At 63.1% G+C, this 18,252-nt stretch carries 18 protein-coding genes, 1 tRNA gene and 1 pseudogene; 12 read left to right on the forward strand and 8 right to left on the reverse strand.

What is annotated here, in order from left to right; all coding sequences use genetic code 11:
* Window positions 1–3: 3 nt before the first annotated feature.
* The 3 genes from P8X48_04595 to P8X48_04605 are packed head-to-tail and all read right to left on the reverse strand — an operon-like array spanning window position 4 to window position 1,515.
* On the reverse strand, window positions 4–696 hold the full coding sequence (locus P8X48_04595; GenBank protein MEJ2106598.1) for an MBL fold metallo-hydrolase: 693 nt from the start codon (window positions 694–696) through the stop codon (window positions 4–6).
* A gap of 28 nt (window positions 697–724) precedes the next feature.
* Window positions 725–1,036: a rhodanese-like domain-containing protein gene (locus tag P8X48_04600; GenBank protein ID MEJ2106599.1), complete on the reverse strand. Its 312-nt coding sequence runs from the start codon at window positions 1,034–1,036 to the stop codon at window positions 725–727.
* A gap of 5 nt (window positions 1,037–1,041) precedes the next feature.
* Window positions 1,042–1,515, reverse strand: coding sequence for a MarR family transcriptional regulator (locus P8X48_04605; GenBank protein ID MEJ2106600.1), 474 nt, complete (start codon window positions 1,513–1,515; stop codon window positions 1,042–1,044).
* Window positions 1,516–1,693: 178 nt separating this feature from the next.
* On the opposite strand from P8X48_04605, the gene P8X48_04610 reads away from it, so the two are divergent.
* Window positions 1,694–1,966 (forward strand): cupin domain-containing protein, encoded by a 273-nt coding sequence (locus tag P8X48_04610; GenBank protein ID MEJ2106601.1) that lies wholly within the window; start codon window positions 1,694–1,696, stop codon window positions 1,964–1,966.
* Window positions 1,967–1,972: 6 nt separating this feature from the next.
* On the opposite strand, the gene P8X48_04615 is transcribed toward P8X48_04610, so the two are convergent.
* From P8X48_04615 to P8X48_04635, 5 genes are read right to left on the reverse strand one after another with little or no spacing between them, the layout of a single operon-like run.
* A complete protein-coding gene (locus P8X48_04615; protein ID MEJ2106602.1) occupies window positions 1,973–3,247 on the reverse strand; it encodes a hypothetical protein in 1,275 nt (424 codons plus the stop codon).
* A complete protein-coding gene (locus P8X48_04620) occupies window positions 3,231–3,917 on the reverse strand; it encodes an ABC transporter ATP-binding protein (protein ID MEJ2106603.1) in 687 nt (228 codons plus the stop codon). The genes P8X48_04615 and P8X48_04620 overlap by 17 nt, the downstream gene beginning before the upstream one ends.
* Before the next feature lie 2 nt (window positions 3,918–3,919).
* Complete coding sequence (locus P8X48_04625) at window positions 3,920–5,152, reverse strand: ABC transporter permease (protein ID MEJ2106604.1); 1,233 nt, start codon at window positions 5,150–5,152, stop codon at window positions 3,920–3,922.
* Window positions 5,152–6,378, reverse strand: a complete 1,227-nt coding sequence (locus P8X48_04630) for an FtsX-like permease family protein (protein ID MEJ2106605.1) — start codon at window positions 6,376–6,378, stop codon at window positions 5,152–5,154. Before P8X48_04630 ends, P8X48_04625 begins: the two co-directional genes overlap by 1 nt.
* A 19-nt stretch (window positions 6,379–6,397) precedes the next feature.
* On the reverse strand, window positions 6,398–7,174 hold the full coding sequence (locus P8X48_04635) for an outer membrane lipoprotein-sorting protein (protein MEJ2106606.1): 777 nt from the start codon (window positions 7,172–7,174) through the stop codon (window positions 6,398–6,400).
* Window positions 7,175–7,190: 16 nt separating this feature from the next.
* Here P8X48_04635 and cysZ point away from each other — a divergent pair, with 16 nt between their 5' ends.
* From cysZ to P8X48_04690, 11 genes and pseudogenes are all read left to right on the forward strand, one after another.
* A complete protein-coding gene (gene cysZ, locus P8X48_04640) occupies window positions 7,191–7,955 on the forward strand; it encodes a sulfate transporter CysZ (protein ID MEJ2106607.1) in 765 nt (254 codons plus the stop codon).
* Window positions 7,948–8,694, forward strand: coding sequence for a hypothetical protein (locus P8X48_04645; GenBank protein MEJ2106608.1), 747 nt, complete (start codon window positions 7,948–7,950; stop codon window positions 8,692–8,694). Before cysZ ends, P8X48_04645 begins: the two co-directional genes overlap by 8 nt.
* A 79-nt stretch (window positions 8,695–8,773) precedes the next feature.
* Window positions 8,774–8,850, forward strand: a tRNA-Met gene (locus P8X48_04650).
* 192 nt (window positions 8,851–9,042) lie between these two features.
* Window positions 9,043–9,480 carry a ribosome maturation factor RimP gene (gene rimP / locus P8X48_04655; GenBank protein MEJ2106609.1) on the forward strand — a complete coding sequence of 146 codons (438 nt, stop codon included), beginning with the start codon at window positions 9,043–9,045 and terminating at the stop codon, window positions 9,478–9,480.
* Window positions 9,481–9,503: 23 nt separating this feature from the next.
* A complete protein-coding gene (gene nusA, locus P8X48_04660; GenBank protein ID MEJ2106610.1) occupies window positions 9,504–11,006 on the forward strand; it encodes a transcription termination factor NusA in 1,503 nt (500 codons plus the stop codon).
* 27 nt (window positions 11,007–11,033) lie between these two features.
* Complete coding sequence (infB, locus tag P8X48_04665) at window positions 11,034–13,511, forward strand: translation initiation factor IF-2 (protein ID MEJ2106611.1); 2,478 nt, start codon at window positions 11,034–11,036, stop codon at window positions 13,509–13,511.
* 50 nt (window positions 13,512–13,561) lie between these two features.
* Window positions 13,562–13,954: a 30S ribosome-binding factor RbfA gene (rbfA, locus tag P8X48_04670; protein MEJ2106612.1), complete on the forward strand. Its 393-nt coding sequence runs from the start codon at window positions 13,562–13,564 to the stop codon at window positions 13,952–13,954.
* Window positions 13,938–14,876, forward strand: a complete 939-nt coding sequence (truB, locus tag P8X48_04675) for a tRNA pseudouridine(55) synthase TruB (GenBank protein ID MEJ2106613.1) — start codon at window positions 13,938–13,940, stop codon at window positions 14,874–14,876. Before rbfA ends, truB begins: the two co-directional genes overlap by 17 nt.
* Window positions 14,877–14,970: 94 nt before the next feature.
* Window positions 14,971–15,165, forward strand: a pseudogene (rpsO, locus tag P8X48_04680) (30S ribosomal protein S15).
* 30 nt (window positions 15,166–15,195) lie between these two features.
* Window positions 15,196–17,298 carry a polyribonucleotide nucleotidyltransferase gene (pnp, locus tag P8X48_04685; protein MEJ2106614.1) on the forward strand — a complete coding sequence of 701 codons (2,103 nt, stop codon included), beginning with the start codon at window positions 15,196–15,198 and terminating at the stop codon, window positions 17,296–17,298.
* A 146-nt stretch (window positions 17,299–17,444) separates the two neighbouring features.
* Window positions 17,445–18,197, forward strand: a complete 753-nt coding sequence (locus P8X48_04690) for a TerC family protein (protein ID MEJ2106615.1) — start codon at window positions 17,445–17,447, stop codon at window positions 18,195–18,197.
* The last annotated feature ends 55 nt before the right edge of the window (window positions 18,198–18,252 follow it).

An 18,252-nucleotide genomic window follows, 5' to 3' on the forward strand; every position in this document is an offset into this window, starting at 1 on the left:
TAACTAGTTCAGGCTGGAACCGCAGCGGAGGTTGCCGGGAACCGATTCCTGAATTCGCTTCGGGTCGGGCAGATTGAGGGCGTCCATGATCTCGACGAACTCATCTTCGCTCTTGTTGTTGCCCAGGCGCGGATTGAACCGCTTTTCCTCGCCCACGGTCGAAGCCGTATGGCCGCGATAGTCGTGGCCGGGCCAGACGACGGTCTCGTCGGGCAGGGTGAAGATCTTCTCCCGGATCGATTCGTACAGGGTGTGCGCATCGCCTGCCTGGAAGTCCGTGCGGCCACATCCGCGAATCAACAGTGCATCGCCCGTGAATACGGCCCCGTCGATGCGATAGCTGATGTCGCCGTCGGTGTGGCCCGGGGTGTGGAGCACTTCAATGGACGCACTACCCAGGGACAGACGATCGCCATCCTCGAGCATCAGATCCGCACAAGGCGCGTTGTAGATTCGATGCAGGGCAACCTGGGCGCCGAAGTGTTCGCGCAGTGCGGACGCACCGGTGACGTGATCCGCGTGCACGTGGGTCTCGAGGATGTACTTCATGCGAAACCCTAGTTCCTCGATGAGACGGGTGTCGCGTTCCGTCTGTTCGCGTACGGCATCGATGATCGCTGCTTCACCCGAATCGGGATCGGCCACGATATATGTGTAGGTCGAAGTATCCTTGTCGAAGAGTTGCCGAACAAACATTATGCACCTCCGGTAAGATGGGCAAAAATCAGCACGTCAGGTATTTCTGGATCGAGCCAAGGTTGTGCACCTTGTCGAAGCCCAGTTGGCTCAGTACTGCCTGGGCCTGGGCGCTGCGCGCACCGCTCATGCAGTAGACGATGACCGGACGCTCGCGATCCAGATGCTGTTCCGCCGCATGGATCCCCTGCACCGGCAGGTTCATGGAGCCGGGGAGGGCGCCACGGGCAAATTCCTGGGGTGAGCGCACGTCGACGAGCTGGGCGCCGTGTTGCTGGACCAGTACGCGTGCCTCGGGACAGTCGATCTGGCTGCTGTTGTTTCCGAACATTCCAAACATGTTTCCTACCTCTCGTCTTCAGTTGTCAGGGTGTGGGTGCGCAGCTTCCCGCAAAGGGACATCAGCAGTTGCTGCTCGTCTTCGTTCAAAAGTGACATCAGTTGCTTCTGCACGCTCAACCGTGCGGGTTTAACGTTTTCAATCAGTTCGCGGCCCTTTGCCGACAGCACGAAGGTCTTTTCCCGTCCGGTGCTGTTCGCGTCTTCACGAATCCAGCCACACTTTTCCATGACCTGCAGCTTGCGGCTGATCACGCTGCGCTCGGACTCCATCTCGTCCGCGATGCTGCGGATGCTGGCCGGCTGCAGCCGGGCGAGCACCGCCAGGACCGGGATCTGGGTGGCGCGTACGCCGAAGGGCCGATAGGCCTCGTCATAGGCCTTGAGGATGTAATGGCTGGCCCGCAGCATCTGCAGGTTGATGCACATGGGGCTGACCGCTTCCTCGGACGGAGTCACTGTCGCCTTCGCTGGGTTCATGTTTCGGATCCAATCTGTGTATATGCACGCTATTATATGTGCATATACACAGAAATCAAGAGCCAAGGTACCGGAATAGCGGCAACCGGGGCAAAATGGGGGAAAAACAGGGTCTTAACGGTTCTCCGATCGCCCGAACTCATGCCATAATCGCGGCGCAGATCGCGAGGAACCATCGATGCAGATCACCGTGGAACACAATCCGAGCCCGGCAAAGCTGGACGTAATGGGGGTGTACGATTGGCCCATCTGGACCAAGGAAGAGTCGGAATTCACCTGGCGCTACGACACCAAGGAAACCTGCTACATCCTCGAGGGCAAGGTTACCGTCACGCCCGACGGCGGCGAACCGGTGGAACTGGGCCGGGGCGACCTGGTGGTGTTTCCCGCCGGCATGTCCTGCACCTGGCACATTACCGAGCCCGTGGAAAAACACTACGACCTCGGCTAGATCTCCTCAGAAATACCACGCCAGCCGCGCGTAGGCGCTGGTCGCCGGCCGATAGTACGTTCCGGGTACGGTGGTCGGGATGCCGCCATACTCCGTATTCTTCGGCCCCATGGGCAGTAGCAGCCCGGCCAGCAGGGTGAGATTCTGTTTCCAGTCGAAGGTCACGGTCCCCTGATACAGGCCACTGCCGTCGTTCAGATTGCCGATCACCGTGTTGGCGATCATCACCCGCGGCGTCCATTCCACCGTCAGACCGGCGGTGAGGTAGTCACGGCCCAGGGCGTATAACTCGCCACGGGCGATTCGACTGACGAGTTCGTTGTTGGCGCTCAGGGCCGCCGTGCTGTAGTCGCCGTTGGCCTGACCGAATCCGTTGCGGTAGTACTCGACAAACCCGGTGGTGTTGCGTTGCCCCCAGGTCCACGAGGTGTTGATATTCGCCACCGCCGAAACCGTGGTACCGGCCGGTCCCTGGTTGGCCACGACATCGCTGCGCACGACCGCGCCCTCCCAGTCCAGTGCGCCACCAAAACCCGCCAGTTGTTCGTCGTAGTGCTCTGCCGCGAGCAAATCGAAGTCCAGGGCGCCCCGACGTCCATGATACTTCGCCGCCACCGAAGACTGCCGCGATTCCACCGCGCCGGAGACTGCGTCCCGCCGCGGCACAACAATGCCCTGCAGGTCATCGCCATCGTCGAACAGGTACTGGCTATAGAGCATGTCGTCGCCAGTCTTGTATTCCTTGTCCACACTGGTCGGCGAAAACGGATTGAAGATGTCCATGGGCTGGAACACCATGCCGTTACCCCAGCTGATGGCGTCGCGTCCGAAACGGAACACGAAATGATCGCTGGCGTAGCCGAAGGAAGCACGGTCCAGTCGCTGGATCGCAATGAGCTTGTCCTGGTTGGCGACCACGCTCGTGAGATCGAATAGACGGGTGCGATCCGAAGGGATACCAAAGGAAGCGGCCAGGGGCAGGCTGCCGAACAGCGGGCGCGCGGCGACTACGGTATCGCCGTACTGGGACGTGAACTGGTAGTGCAGCTTGAAGTCCCAGCGGCCCTCGCGTTTCTCCAGCTTGAAGCGGAAGTCCAGGTTCTGGTCCAGGGCATCGAAGCCGTTCCCGGCGGCGAGGATGTCGTCATCGGCATAGTGGGTGCCGGATACGAGGTACTTGAGGTGTCCGCCGGTCTTCCAGTCATCGCCCCGTGCCGTCGTTGTCGCGGCGAACAGAATCAGCGCGACCAGCGGCAGCAGAATTCTATCTCTGCACGACATCGTCGATGATCTTGCCATCGTGCATCTTGATCAGGCGGCGGGCATAACCCATGACCAGCTTGTCATGGGTCGACACCACGAAGGTGGTGCCGTGGACCTCGTTCAGGTGACGGATCAGGTTCAACAGTCGCTCGGCCGTGTGCGAGTCCAGGTTGGCCGTCGGCTCGTCCGCCAGCACCAGTTCCGGTTCAGATACGATGGCGCGGGCCACGGCCACGCGTTGTTGCTGGCCGCCGGACATCTCCGCCGGGCGTCGGTCTTCCAGTCCCTGCAGTTCCACTTCCTTGAGGATGTCCATTGCCCGTTGCTTGCGGTCATCCGGCGATACGCCCTGCAACTGCATGACGAACTCCACGTTTTCACGTGCCGTGAGTACCGGGATGAGGTTGTAGGCCTGAAACACGAAGCCAATCTGTCGCAAGCGCATCTCCGCCAGTTCGCCCTTGTCCATCTGGTCGACGCGCTTGCCGGCGACGGTGATCTCGCCGCTCGTGGGTCGGTCCAGCCCACCAATCATGTTCAGCAGCGTGGTCTTGCCCGAGCCCGAGGGCCCCGAGAGACAGACGAACTCGGCCTTGTCGATATCGAGGTCGATCCCGGAGAGCGCGTGCACGGCGAGGGTTCCCTCGCCAAAGGTCTTGTAGAGATTTTTTATTTGTACGGTAGACATGATCAGTTCCTGACGATGGCTTGTACGGGGGTGAAACGGGACGCACGCCAGGCGGGATACAGGCTGGCGAGCAGACCCAGTACGATGACGACGGCATTGGACATGACGACATCGCGCAATTCCAGTATGGGGTAGAGTATCCTGCTGATCTGGAACATCTCCAGTCCCTCGGTGCCGAGAATGGAAATATCCCATCCATCGCGGATGGGCCACAGGGTCAGCAGGGCGAGCAGATTGCCCACGACCAGGCCGATTCCCAGCATGAACAGCGATTCGATCAGTGTCTGCACGATGATATGACGCGGGCGCATCCCCAGGGCCTGTACCAGTCCGATCTCTCGCGTGCGCTCGAACACGGCCATGAGCAGCGTGTTGACCAGCCCAAAGGACATGGCGAGAAAGATCACGATGAACCAGATCAGGACGAAGGCATCCATGACCTTGAGCATGCTGCCGAGGTAGGGATCGAGCTTGTCCCAGGACACGATGTCCAGTTTCGGGGCCGCCTTGCGCAGTTTCTTCACCAGCGGTTCCAGCCCGCGGTAGTCGGCGCCGATCAGGGATATCTCCGATGATTCGCCGTCCATGTGCAGGAAGTCCTGCGCGGTCTTGCGGCCGGTGAAGACGTAGGCCTTTTCCGTCGCCTCAAACTCGGTTGAGAAAATACCGACGATGCGAAAGCCGCGGTCGACGATATTGTTCTTCGGATCCTGGCTGATGATCACGACGCGGTGACCGAGCCGCGTCTCCAGAAGCTCCGCCAGTCGGTTGCCGATGACGATGCCATCGTCATCGACGCCGGTCAGCATGCGGCCCTCGGTGACGGCATTGTCGATAAAGGACAGGTTCTTTTCCTGGAGTGGATCAATGCCCACCAGGGTGACCCCGAGGGAATCGCGCTCGCTCTGGATCACCGCCGGCACGCGCACGCGCGAGGCCCAGCCCCGGATGCGTTTGTCCTTCAGGGCATCGGTCAGGGCCGGAGGCAGTGCCTGCATGGAATTGACGATGGAAGGATCGTCGCGATAGGCCGGCGCGTGAATCTGGATGTGTCCGGTCAGGTTCTGGATGGAACTGCGGATCATCTGGTCCACCATGCCGCGCATGAGTGCGGTCATCCAGATCATGGCCCACACGCCCACGGATACGGCAGCAAGCATGATGAGCGTGCGCCGGTGATTGCGCCACATATTGCGCCAGGCGACCGTGGTCAGCATGTGCAACGGTGTCTGCATCAGACCGTCTCCATGGCTTCCACTGGCCGCAGGCGCCGCAGGCGAGCCGCGGGGTACAGTGCGGCGAGGATGGTGGCGACCAGGATGATGGCCGGACCCAGCGTGACCGAGGTGAGGTTGATGAGCGGATAGATCACGGAAGGCATGTTGAGCTCGGCGGCGATCTCTTCCAGGCCGGGATAGCTGAAACCATATATATGGAAGTACAGCGTGATCAGGATTCCGGCCAGGGCCCCAAGGAGGAAGCCGGTGACGGCCATGACCGTGGACTCAAGCAGCACCAGCCGCCCCACGCGCGCGGGCGTAAGCCCGAGGGCGAGCATGATGCCGAACTCCCGTGTGCGTTCCAGCACGGACATGAGAAAGGTATTGAGCACGCTGAAGGCCACCAGCGCCACCAGCACCGCGTACATGATCCACGCCGTGGAGAAGTCGGCCTGGATCGCCTGCTTCAACCCAGGGATCAGTTGTTCCCAGTCCAGCACCACGAGCTTGTCGCCCCCGATGATGCGGCGGATCTCCGCCTGCAGGCGCGGGGTCTGACCCGCGGGCACCCCGGCCGCGGCAATGACGTGGCCGTCGCTGCCCATGCTGAACACGTCCTGAAAGGTCTTTAGCGGGATCTCCACGAAGTAACGGTCCATGTCGACGTTGCCGCTGGTGAAGATCCCGACCACGGGCAATACGGTGGCGGCGAAGGAACCATCCTTGCCGCTGCCCAGAATCGTCAGTTCATCGCCGAGCTTGATGTTCAGATTGCGCGCCATGACGCTGCCCACGACGGCTTCCTGGGTATGGTCTCCGGACAGGTAGTGGCCCTGTTTCACCAGGCCGGGGATGGTCGAGACCTTGGCTTCGAACTTCGGCTGCACGCCGATGATCTGCGCGCCGTAGGTGCGGGTCTTCGAGGACACCAGGGCGAAACCCATGCCCCGGGCGGCAATGTCCTGGTTCCCTGTGTCCGTGCGGATGCGCGCGGCCAGACCGGCCACATCGGGAATGGTGCGATAGATCTGCGGGTTCTCCTTGTAGCCTTCTGCCTGTACCTGCACGTTGCCGGTGAAGCCGCGCAGGGCGTACTCGATCATCACGTCGTACTGGCCGAGTTGCAGGCCGATCATCCATACCAGCAGGGCATCGGAAAAGACGATTGCGGCGAGGGTCAGGCTGGTACGGCGTGGATGACGCCAGATATTGCGCCAGGCCAGACGAAGCATCATCCCCATGGCGTGCGCGATCCCGTTCCTAGAACCGCGGGTTTCTGAGATTCGACAGGGTGAAGGTCCCGGGCGGGATGCGGATGTCGAACTTCGCCGATTTCACCTGCACCTCGGTCCATTCCTGGGGCTTGTCGATCTTCTGCATACGTTCCTGCAGTGCCACCGGCCGTCCGCCCATCACGCCAACCTTCAGGGTGGTCATGCGTTTCACCAGCTTGCCGTCCTGATCGTAGAACGCATGTTCCATCAACACATAGTCGTCGCGCACCTTCAGCACCTCCTTGCCCCACACGACCGGTGCACCTTCCTTCGGAACCGATTCGATGACCCAGACCGTATGACCCTCGTGGGTCTCGCGGTCCAGGATGCGATGGTTGTACTGGTCGATGATATCGGTGGAACGGGCGATGTCCTTGTTGGAAAAATCCGAACCCATCCAGCTCTGGCTCATCATGCTGGAGGGAATCTTGATCACGCGATTGATCTTGGGCGAGAAGGTCCACATCGTCTTGTCCAGTAACAGGGTGCCGTTGCCCGCATCCTTCTGAGGTGCCAACACACGCACGAGGGAGGACTTTTCGCCTTCGGTCCACGCCTGCATGGTCATGGACCGTTCCCAGTCGGGCCGGTGAATGATCATGGTCATGGTGGATTCGGAGGACGTGCCGCGCCAGTGATCGATGGTGGCCTTGACCAGGGCAGTCGCATCAGGCGCGGTGGCATCGGGGGTTGCACCGCGGGCGGGCAGGGCGCAGCAGGTGGCCAGCAGGAACAGGATCGGAAACGTTTTTGCTCTTAGCACCGTTGAAGCCATCCTGATGAAGCGAATGGGGGCGTGTACGCCGGTTTGCGTGGCCCACGCTACCATAGCTGTGTCCGTCGCCCAACCGGGTACGCGCATCCGTGTATGGGTCCCGCTGCTGATCAATGTCGCTGTGTTTGGCGCCATGATCTGGTTCGGCGCAAACCAGTTTTCCCATCTGGTGCACTGGTTGCTACCGGAAGGGAACCAATGGTGGGCGGAGATCGCGGCGGTTGTGGTGTGGATCTTTTTCGGTAGCGTGATCCTGGTGCTGATCTTCTTCACCTTCACCATGGTGGCCAATCTCATCGGTGCCCCGTTCAACGATTTCCTCGCGGAAAAGGTGGAGCGGCGATTGTCCTTCGATACCCAGTCACCCGGCCCACGGTCGAGTTACCTGTTGACGGATTTCTTTCCATCCATCTTCGGCGAGATTCGGCACTTACTATATTATCTGATGATCGCGGTCCCGCTGTTCGCCCTCAGTATCGTCCCCGGCCTGGTGGTGATCACGGCGCCGCTGTCGTTCCTGTTCAGCGCCTGGCTGTTGTCGGTGGAGTATATTTCCTATCCCATGGGCAATCACAACCGCTACTTCCCCGATGTGCGCCGCTGGTTGCGGTCGCATCGCAGTCTGGGCTTCGGCTTCGGTCTGGCGACGACGATCGCGACCATGGTTCCGGTGGTGAACTTCTTTGTCATGCCGGCCGCCGTTGCCGGCGCCACGGCCCTGTGGGTGGAGCGTGGCGAGGCAGACCCGCGTACGGAATCCCATGACTGAGTCCCGCCCACACTCCGAGGAAAACGCGCGCCGGATCCACGCCCTGGTGCGTGCCGCCTACAGCCCGGTGGTGTGGGCGCTTGCGGTCCTGTCGGGTGCGGCGCTGGTCCTGGATAACCTGAGTTCGGGTACCGACCGCTCCGGCGTGAGTTTCTTCTTCATTGTCCTGATCTCGCTGTTCAATTTCTATCTGGCGGTGGGTGGCTACGAGGCCTTCGCCCACAGCAAGTCCACCGTATCGGTACCTCAGGCGCTGCAGGCAGCGGGCAAGGTACTGGGCCGCTTCCTGTGGATGGTCGTGCAGGCGGCCTTCTTTCTGTTTCTCGTGTCCCTGGTCATTTCCCTGGTGTTCCTGGCGGTGTCGGGCCCGACAGCCTTGCAGCATGCGCAGTCCGGTGGGGAGCCTTCCCAGGCCATCAAGTTGCTGTACGGGGGCGTGGCCGCGCTGTTCGTGTTGCTGACCGTGTACTGGTTTCCGATCGTGTTCGTGCGCGGGGATTTTCGCCTGTTTCCGACCCTGAACGCGGCCTTCCGTACCCTGGGCCAGCACTATTCCTCCCTGGGCTATCTGGCGATCCTGCTGCTGCTTCCGGCCGCGATCCTGCTGCTTGGGGCCGGGGCCATCCCGTTTCCTGTGGTTGCGATCGTCGCCATGGTGGGCGAGGTGCTGCGCTGGGCGGCCTATGCCTACTGCGTGGACGTGGTGGCGGGCGAGCCCGCGCCGGCAAAACTGGCCTGAGCGGGCCGTCTCCGGCGGGAAAATGCCGGGAATTCCCTTGAAATACAGAAATTTCGGCTGTACACTGCGCGCCCAATGCTGCGGGGTGGAGCAGTCTGGCAGCTCGTCGGGCTCATAACCCGAAGGTCGTAGGTTCAAATCCTACCCCCGCTACCAAATTGAGCGTCGGCCGGGACCGCCGGGCAGCAGCATCCGACAGGCGTCGGCGACGCGTTGAGTTCCCGGTTCGGATGCCGGATAATGCGGAACCCGCGGCGGCCACAGGGCGCCGGGGTGAATACCAAGAAAGTGGGCCATCGGCCCACTTTTGCGTTTCTGGGGCGGGTGACCGTCCCGCCGGACAGGTTTATGGACACAGGCGGCCTGACGAAGATGCTGGAGCCGAGCGTGAACGCGCTGGGTTTCGAGCTGGTGGCCGTGGAGATGGCGGGCATGACCCTGCGTCTGTACATCGACAGTCCGGAAGGCGTGACGGTGGATGACTGTGCCGATGTCAGCCACCAGGTGAGCGCGGTGCTGGATGTGGAAGATCCGATCCGTGGCGAGTACACCCTGGAGGTGTCGTCGCCGGGACTGGACCGGCCCCTGGTCAAGCCGGAGGACTTCGAGCGCTTCGCCGGCGAACGGGTAAAGGTGAAGCTGCACCGGGCGCTGGATGGACGAAAGAATTTTGTTGGCCGCCTGGCCGGACTGAAGGACGGTCGGGTGGTAGTGGAAACAGACGAGGGCAGGTTCGAGCTGGAGCTGGATCAGATCGATCGGGCCCGACTGGTACCGGAATTTTGACGGGCGCTGGAGCGCTGAAAAACATGACGAACGAAATCCTGATGATTGTCGATGCCGTTTCCCGCGAGAAGGGCATCGAGAAAGACATTATCTTCAAGGCGATCGAGGCGGCGCTCGCCACGGCCACCCGCAAGAAACACGCGGGCGACATCGATGCGCGTGTCTCCATTCATCGCGACACCGGCGACTACGACACCTTCCGCCGCTGGGAAGTGCTGGACGACGAATCGGAAGAGTTTGAATCCCCGGAACGCCAAATCCTGCTGGCCTATGCGCGCCAGAAAAACCCCGACATCGAGGTCGGCGATTTCATCGAGGAGCCGCTGGAGCCGGTGGAGTTCGGCCGCATCGCCGCCCAGGCAGCCAAGCAGGTCATCGTGCAGAAGGTGCGCGAGGCCGAGCGCGAGCAGATCGTGGAGCAGTTCCAGGACCGCCAGGGCGAGATGCTCACCGGCGTGGTCAAGCGCATGGAGCGTGGCGATGCCATCGTCGAGATCGCCGGTGTCGAGGCCCTGCTGTCCAAGAGCAAGATGATCCCGCGCGAGGGTCTGCGTCCGGGCGACCGTATTCGCGCCTACCTGGAAAACGTGGAGCTGGTTCCCCGTGGCCCGCAGCTGTTCCTGAGCCGTACGTCGCCGCAGTTGCTGATCGAGCTGTTCAAGCTCGAGGTCCCGGAGGCGGGCGAAGGCCTGATCACCATCCACAGCGCCGCGCGTGATCCCGGCCTGCGCGCCAAGATCGCGGTCAGCACCTCCGATCCGCGCATCGACCCCATCGGCGCCTGCGTCGGCATGCGCGGATCGCGCGTACAGAGCGTGTCGAACGAACTCGCCGGCGAGCGCGTGGACATCATTCTGTTTTCGTCCAACCCGGCGGAATACGTCATCAATGCCCTGGCCCCGGCCGAGGTGCTGTCCATCGTCGTCGACGAGGAACTGCAGAGCATGGACGTGATCGTGGACGAGACCCAGCTGTCCCAGGCCATTGGCCGCGGCGGCCAGAACGTGCGCCTGGCGTCGGAGCTGACCGGCTGGGACCTCAACATCATGACCGAGGAAGAGGCCCAGGAAAAAGGCAGCAACGAGGCGGAGAACGCGATCCAGACCTTCATGAAGCAACTGGACGTGGACGAGGACGTGGCCCGGGTGCTGGTGGAGGAAGGCTTCACCTCCCTGGACGAAGTGGCCTACGTGCCCAAGCAGGAAATGGTGGCCATCGAGGGCTTCGACGAGGATATTGTCGAGGAGCTGCGCAACCGCGCGCGCGACGCCCTGCTGACCAGTGCCATCGCCGCCGAGGAGAAGATCGGCCTGTCCGAACCGGCCGCCGATCTGCTGGCCCTTGATGGCATGGACGAACACACGGCCCATCTGCTGGCCAGCAACGGGATCTGCACCCAGGAAGACCTGGCGGAGCAGGCGGTGGACGAGCTGATGGAAATCGAGGGCATGGAGGAGGAGAAGGCAAAGGCCCTGATCATGGCCGCCCGTGCCCCCTGGTTTGAAAATGACGAAAAGGCGGGTTGAGACTCGCCGTAGGCTGACAGGAATACTATGACGCAGCAAACGACAATCAAGGCGTTCGCAGACCAGATCGGTGTACCGGTCGATACCCTCTTGCGTCAACTGGAAGCCGCCGGCCTCGGTGACAAGCAGGCCGACGAGGGCCTGACCGACGACGAGAAGATGTCGCTGCTGAGCTATCTGCGCGGCGGCGAAGAGGGCGAGGCCACGCCGGCCAAGAAGAAGATCACCCTCAAGCGCAAGACCACCAGCCAGGTGACCCAGTCCAGCCGTACCGGCGGCAGCCGCACGGTGCAGGTGGAAGTGCGCAAGAAGCGCACCTATGTGAAGCGCAGCGTGGTCGAGGACCAGGCCCGCGCCGAGGAAGAGGCACGCCTGCAGGCGGAAGAGGAAGCGCGCGCCGCCGAAGAGGCGAAGAAGGCGGAGGCCGAGGCCAAGGCGGCGAAGAAGGCGGAGAAGGAAGCCGCGGAATCGAAGAAGGCCGAAGCGGAAGCGGTTCCGCCGCCCGAAGTGGTGGCGGTGCAGGAAGCGGCGGCCGAGGCCGCGGCGGCACCGGCGGCGACCGAAGAGAAGAAGCCCAAGCCGACCGAAGGCCGGCGCAAGAGCAAGCGCGAGAAGGAAGAATTCCAGCGCGAGGAGCTGCAGCTCGCCGGCGCGGGTCGCCGGCGCAAGCCGACCCAGCGTCCCCGCAGCAAGAAGGCGGTGTCCACCAGCCTGTCCGGACAGCACGGCTTTGAGAGGCCGACGGCCCCGGTCGCGCGCGAGGTCGTCTTGCCCGAATCCATTACCGTCGCCGAGCTGGCGCAGAAGATGTCCGTCAAGGCCACCGAAGTCATCAAGGTGCTCATGGGGATGGGTTCCATGGTGACCATCAATCAGGTGCTGGATCGCGATACCGCCACCATCGTCGCCCAGGAACTGGGCCACGAAGTGAAGGAGGCCAAGCCGGAGAGCCCGGAGGCGCTGCTCGAGACCGCCGGCGCGGAAATGGGCGAGGCGATGCCGCGTCCGCCCGTGGTTACGGTCATGGGCCACGTCGATCACGGCAAGACCTCGCTGCTCGACTACATCCGCAAGAGCGCGGTCGCCAGTGGCGAGGCCGGTGGCATCACCCAGCACATCGGTGCCTATCACGTGGAAACGCCCAAGGGCGTGATCACCTTCCTCGACACCCCGGGCCACGAGGCCTTTTCTGCCATGCGTGCCCGCGGCGCCAAGGCGACCGACATCGTCATCCTGGTGGTGGCGGCGGACGATGGCGTCAAACCGCAGACGATTGAAGCGATTCACCACGCACGCCAGGCCGGCGTGCCCCTCATCGTCGCGGTGAACAAGATCGACAAGCCGGAGGCGGACCCCGACCGCGTGCGGCAGGAACTGTCCCAGCACGAAGTCATTGCCGAGGACTGGGGCGGCAACGAAATGTTCGTCAATGTCTCGGCCAAACAAGGAACCGGCATCGACGAGTTGCTCGACGCCGTATTGTTGCAGGCCGAGGTGCTGGAATTGAAGGCGCCCAAGGAAGGACCCGCCAGCGGGCTCGTGGTCGAGGCCAAGCTGGACAAGGGTCGTGGCCCGGTGGCCACCGTCCTGGTGCGCCAGGGCACCCTGCACCGCGGCGACATCGTGCTCGCCGGCAAGGAGTACGGACGTGTGCGTGCCATGGTGGACGAGACCGGCGCACCGGCGGACGAGGCCGGGCCGTCCATCCCGGTCGAGGTACTGGGTCTTTCCGGCGTGCCCGAGGCCGGTGACGACGTGATCGCTGTCGCCAATGAGCGCAAGGCGCGCGAGATCGCGCTGTTCCGCCAGGGCCGCTTCAAGGAGGTCAAACAGGCGCGCCAGCAGGCGTCCAAGCTGGAGAATGTGTTCAGCCAGATGCAGGAGGGCGAGGTGAAGACCCTGCCGCTGGTGGTGAAGGCCGACGTACAGGGTTCGGTGGAAGCGCTGACCGAGGCGCTGGAAAAACTGTCCACCGACGAGGTACAGGTGCAGGTGGTGCACGGCATGGTCGGCGCCATTTCCGAATCGGACGTGAATCTCGCCGTTGCCTCCGGCGCCATCATCATCGGCTTCAACGTGCGTGCCGACGCCGTCGCCCGTCGCCTGATCGAGAACGAGGGCGTGGACCTGCACTACTACAGCGTCATCTACGACGCCGTGAACGAAGTGAAGGAGGCCCTCAGCGGCATGCTCGCGCCGGAAGTGCGCGAGGACATCATCGGCCTGGCCGAGGTGCGCGACGTGTTCCGCGCGCCCAAGATCGGCGCCATCGCCGGCTGCTATGTCACCGAAGGCACGGTCAAGCGCAACCGCCCGATCCGCGTGCTGCGCGACAACGTCGTTATCTTCGAGGGCGAGCTCGAATCCCTGCGTCGCTTCAAGGACGACGTGAACGAGGTCAAGTCCGGCACCGAGTGCGGCATCGGCGTGAAGAACTACAATGACGTCAAGGTCGGCGACCAGATCGAGGTCTACGAGCGGGTCGAGGTGAAGCGCACGCTGTAAGCGCGTGCCGCCCTCCGGCGCCTTCCACCATTTACGCGGGTCCTTTCTCCATGCATACCGAAAGCAACCGGCCGCGGCGCATCGCCGGCCTGCTGCAGCGTGAGCTGTCGGACCTGATCCGGCGCGAGGTCAGCGATCCACGCGTGGGCGATGTCACCCTGACCGCCGTCGATGTGAGCCGCGACCTTTCCAGCGCCCGCGTCTATTTCACCGTGTTCGACAAGAAACACGACGTGAAGGATGTCGCCCGCGCCCTCAATCACGCCGCCGGCTACCTGCGCCACCACCTGCGTTCGCGCGTGGACCTGCGCGGCATCCCCAACCTGCGCTTCGTGTACGACGAATCGGTGGAGCGGGGCGAGCGTATCGACAGCCTCCTCGACCACGCCCTGCACGACGAGGACGAAACGAAAGAACAGGAAGACGATGGGCCGGAGAAGTAAACGCGACTGCCGCGACGTGAGCGGCATCCTGCTGCTGGACAAGCCCGAGGGCCTGAGCTCCAACCAGGCCCTGCAGCAGGCGAAGCGCCTGTTCAAGGCGTGCAAGGCCGGCCACACCGGCAGCCTGGATCCCATCGCCACCGGGCTCTTGCCCCTGTGCTTCGGCGAGGCGACCAAGGTGTCCCAGTTCATGCTGGACGCGGACAAGCGCTACCGCGTGAGCATCCGCCTGGGCCAGGAGACCGATACCTACGATTGCGAGGGCGAGATCGTGGCGGAGCAGCCGGTGGACGTGACCCGGCGCCAGCTGGAGCGGGCGCTCAAGGCCTTCGTCGGCGAGATCGACCAGATCCCGCCCATGTATTCCGCCATCAAGCAGCAGGGCCAGGCCCTGTACCACCTGGCGCGCCAGGGGGTGACGGTCGAGCGCCAGCCGCGGCGGGTGACCCTGTATTCCATCGTTCTGCTGGATTTCGAGGGAGATACCGCCGTGATCGAGGTCGATTGCAGCAAGGGCACCTATGTCCGCAGCCTGGCCCACGACCTGGGCCAGTCCCTGGGCTGCGGTGCCCACGTCAGCGCCCTGCGGCGCCTGGGGGTGGGCCCCTTCGATATCGCCGAGGCCGTCACGTTCGAGGCCCTGGAGGCCATGGACGACGCCGGCCGGGAAGGGGCACTGGAGCCCGTGGACCGGGCCCTGCCGGACCTGGCCGAGGTCCGCATCAGCCGCCTGGCCACGCCCTATCTGCTCCAGGGGCAGCCGGTTTCCGCCCGCTTGGGTGGGGAACACGGCCTCGTGCGGCTGTACGACGAGGACGGCCGCTTTCTCGGCGTGGGCGAGGCCCTGGACGACGGCCGGGTGGCGCCGAAGCGGCTCATGGTGCGGGTGGACGCCCCCGCGGCCGCCGGAGGAAAAAGCTGAAAAATCAGCGAAATGAGTTGAGACCGGGTGGGGGCGCGGTTAGAATACGCGCCCTCGGAACCTAACCGAATTCAAGCGAAACGAGGTAAACCAGATGGCCCTGCAGGCACAGGACAAGAGCACCATCGTCAAAGATTACGAGACCAAGGCCGGCGACACCGGTTCCCCGGAGGTCCAGGTCGCGCTGCTGTCCGCGCGCATCAATGATCTGACGACCCATTTCCAGGAGCATCCGCACGACAACCACTCGCGGGTGGGTCTGCTGCGTATGGTCAACAAGCGGCGCAAGTAGATAATTCACAGGATCGAGGACAATTCGTTGGCAAAAGCAAGCATATCTTTCGAATTCGGCAAACACACAGTCACGCTGGAAACGGGCGAGATCGCCCGCCAGGCCAGCGGCGCCATCATGGCGAGCATGGGCGACACGGTAGTATTGGCGACAGTCGTCGGCGCCAAGGAAGGGCGACCGGGCCAGGACTTCTTCCCGCTAACGGTCGATTACCAGGAGAAGACCTTCGCCGCGGGCAAGATCCCCGGCGGCTTCTTCAAACGCGAGGGCCGACCTTCGGAAAAGGAAATCCTCACCGCCCGCCTGATTGACCGCCCCGTCCGCCCGCTGTTCCCCAAAGGTTATACCAACGAAGTCCAGATCATCATCACGGTCCTGTCCTCGGACCCGCAGATCGATCCGGAAATCATTTCCATGCTCGGCACCTCCGCCGCCCTGGCCGTTTCCGGCCTGCCGTTCAACGGCCCCATCGGCGCGTGCAAGGTCGGTTACCTTGATGGCGAGTACATGCTGAACCCGACCTACGCTGACCTGGAGGTGTCCGATCTCGACCTGACCGTCGCCGGCACCGAACACGCCGTATTGATGGTGGAGTCCGAGGCCAAGCTGCTGCCGGAAGAGGTCATGCTCGGCGCCGTGGTCTTCGGCCACGAGCAGATGCAGACTGCGATCAAGGCCATCCGCGAACTGGCGGCCGAAGTCGGCACGCCGGCCATGGAATGGACCGCGCCGGAGAAAGACACCTCCGTCGCCGAAAAGGTCGCCGCCGCCGGCGAGGACAAGATCGGCGAGGCCTATCGCATCGCCGACAAGATGGAGCGCCAGGCGCGCATGTCCGAGGTCCGCTCCGAGATCAAGGGCGAACTGATTACTGACGACACCAGCGACGAAGAGGCCGAGGCCATCTCCGGCGCCATCAAGGACCTGGAGAAGAGGATCGTCCGCGGGCGCATCCTCGCCGGCGAGGCGCGTATCGACGGCCGCGACACCAAGACCGTGCGTCCCATCACCGTGCGCACCGGCGTCCTGCCCCGGGTCCATGGCTCGGCCCTGTTCACCCGTGGCGAGACCCAGGCCCTGGTGGTGACCACCCTCGGTACCAACCGCGACGCGCAGATCATCGACGCGCTCGAGGGCGAATACCGTTCGCCCTTCATCTTCCATTACAACTTCCCGCCGTACTCCGTCGGTGAGTGCGGCCGTGTCGGCAGCCCCAAGCGCCGCGAGATCGGCCACGGCCGTCTGGCCAAGCGCGGTGTGTCCGCGGTGCTGCCGAACATGGACGAGTATCCCTACACCATCCGCGTGGTGTCCGAGATCACCGAGTCCAACGGCTCCAGCTCCATGGCCTCCGTGTGCGGTTCCAGCCTGTCCATGATGGACGCGGGCGTGCCGCTGGCAGCGCCGGTGGCCGGTATCGCCATGGGCCTGGTGAAGGAAGGCGAAGCCTACGCCGTTCTGTCCGACATCATGGGTGACGAGGATCACCTCGGCGACATGGACTTCAAGGTTGCCGGTTCCGCCGACGGCGTGACCGCGCTGCAGATGGACATCAAGATCGAGGGTATCACCAAGGAAATCATGGAAGTGGCGCTGCACCAGGCGAAGGAAGGCCGGCTGCACATCCTCGGCAAGATGAACGAAGTCATCTCCAAGCCGCGCGAGGAGCTGTCCGACTACGCGCCGCGCATCATCAGCTTCAAGATCAACCCGGACAAGATCCGTGACGTGATCGGCAAGGGCGGGGCCACCATCCGCGCCCTGTGCGAGGAGACCGGTGCCACCATCGACCTGGACGACGACGGTACGGTCAAGGTCGCCTCGGCCGACAACGCCGCCGCCCAGGAGGCCAAGCGCCGCATCGAGCAGATCACCGCCGACGTGGAAGTAGGCATGGTGTACGAGGGCAAGGTCGCCAAGCTCATGGACTTCGGTGCCTTCGTCACCATCCTGCCCGGCAAGGACGGCCTGGTGCACATCTCCCAGATCTCCAACGAGCGCGTGGAGAAGGTCAGCGACAAGCTGCGCGAGGGCGAGACCGTGCGCGTCAAGGTGCTGGAGGTGGACAAGCAGGGCCGTATTCGCCTGAGCATGAAGGCACTGGAAGAAAAGCAGGCCGAGCAGGCGTAAGTCCGCTGCAAGGCTGAAGAAAAAGGGCGCCTCCGGCGCCCTTTTTTATTGCCCGGATTTCGCGCATCGCGAGGACAAGTTAGTATGAACGTCAAACAAGACAGGGAACCGGTCGTCTCCATGCACCACCCACCGGAAAATTCGCCATGCTGAACTGGATCGCCGACCCCCAGGCCTGGATCGCCCTGGCCACGCTCACCGCGCTCGAGATCGTGCTGGGCATCGACAATATCGTCTTCATCTCCATCATCGTCAGCAAGCTGCCGGCGTCGCAGCGCAACCAGGCGCGGGTGCTGGGCTTAGGATTGGCCATGTTCACCCGCATCGCGCTGCTGTTCTCGCTGGTGTGGATCATGCGCCTGACGGCGCCGCTGTTCACCGTGCTCGCCCAGGCCATCTCCGGGCGCGACATCATCCTCATCGGCGGCGGCTTATTTCTTATTGCCAAGTCCTCCCTCGAGATCCACAACTCCCTGGAGGGGACGGAGGAGCACGAGCACGGGGCGCGCAGCTTCGGTTTCGCCGCCACCCTGGTACAGATCGCGCTCGTCGATATCATCTTCTCCCTGGATTCGGTGATTACCGCCGTCGGCCTGGTGCAGGAGCTGGAGATCATGGTGCTGGCCATCGTTGTCGCCGTACTTATTATGATGTGGGCCTCGGGACCGGTGAGCGCCTTCGTCGACCGCCACCCGACGGTGAAGATGCTGGCGCTGGCGTTCCTGGTGATGATCGGCGTCGCCCTCATCGCCGAGGGCCTGGACCTGCACATCCCGCGCGGCTACATCTACTTCGCCATGGCGTTCTCGGTAGTGGTCGAAATGCTCAATTTGCGCCTGCGGGGGCGGGGAAGGGAGCCGGTGGTGCTGCATCGGCGTACACTTGAGGAGGAGGAGTAGGGGCCGCTGCCTTGATCAATAGGTCGATGGCCCATTTTTATTAGAAATGGCCCGA

It is taken from the genome of Acidiferrobacteraceae bacterium (assembly GCA_037388825.1).
GTDB lineage: Bacteria > Pseudomonadota > Gammaproteobacteria > Acidiferrobacterales > JAJDNE01 > JARRJV01.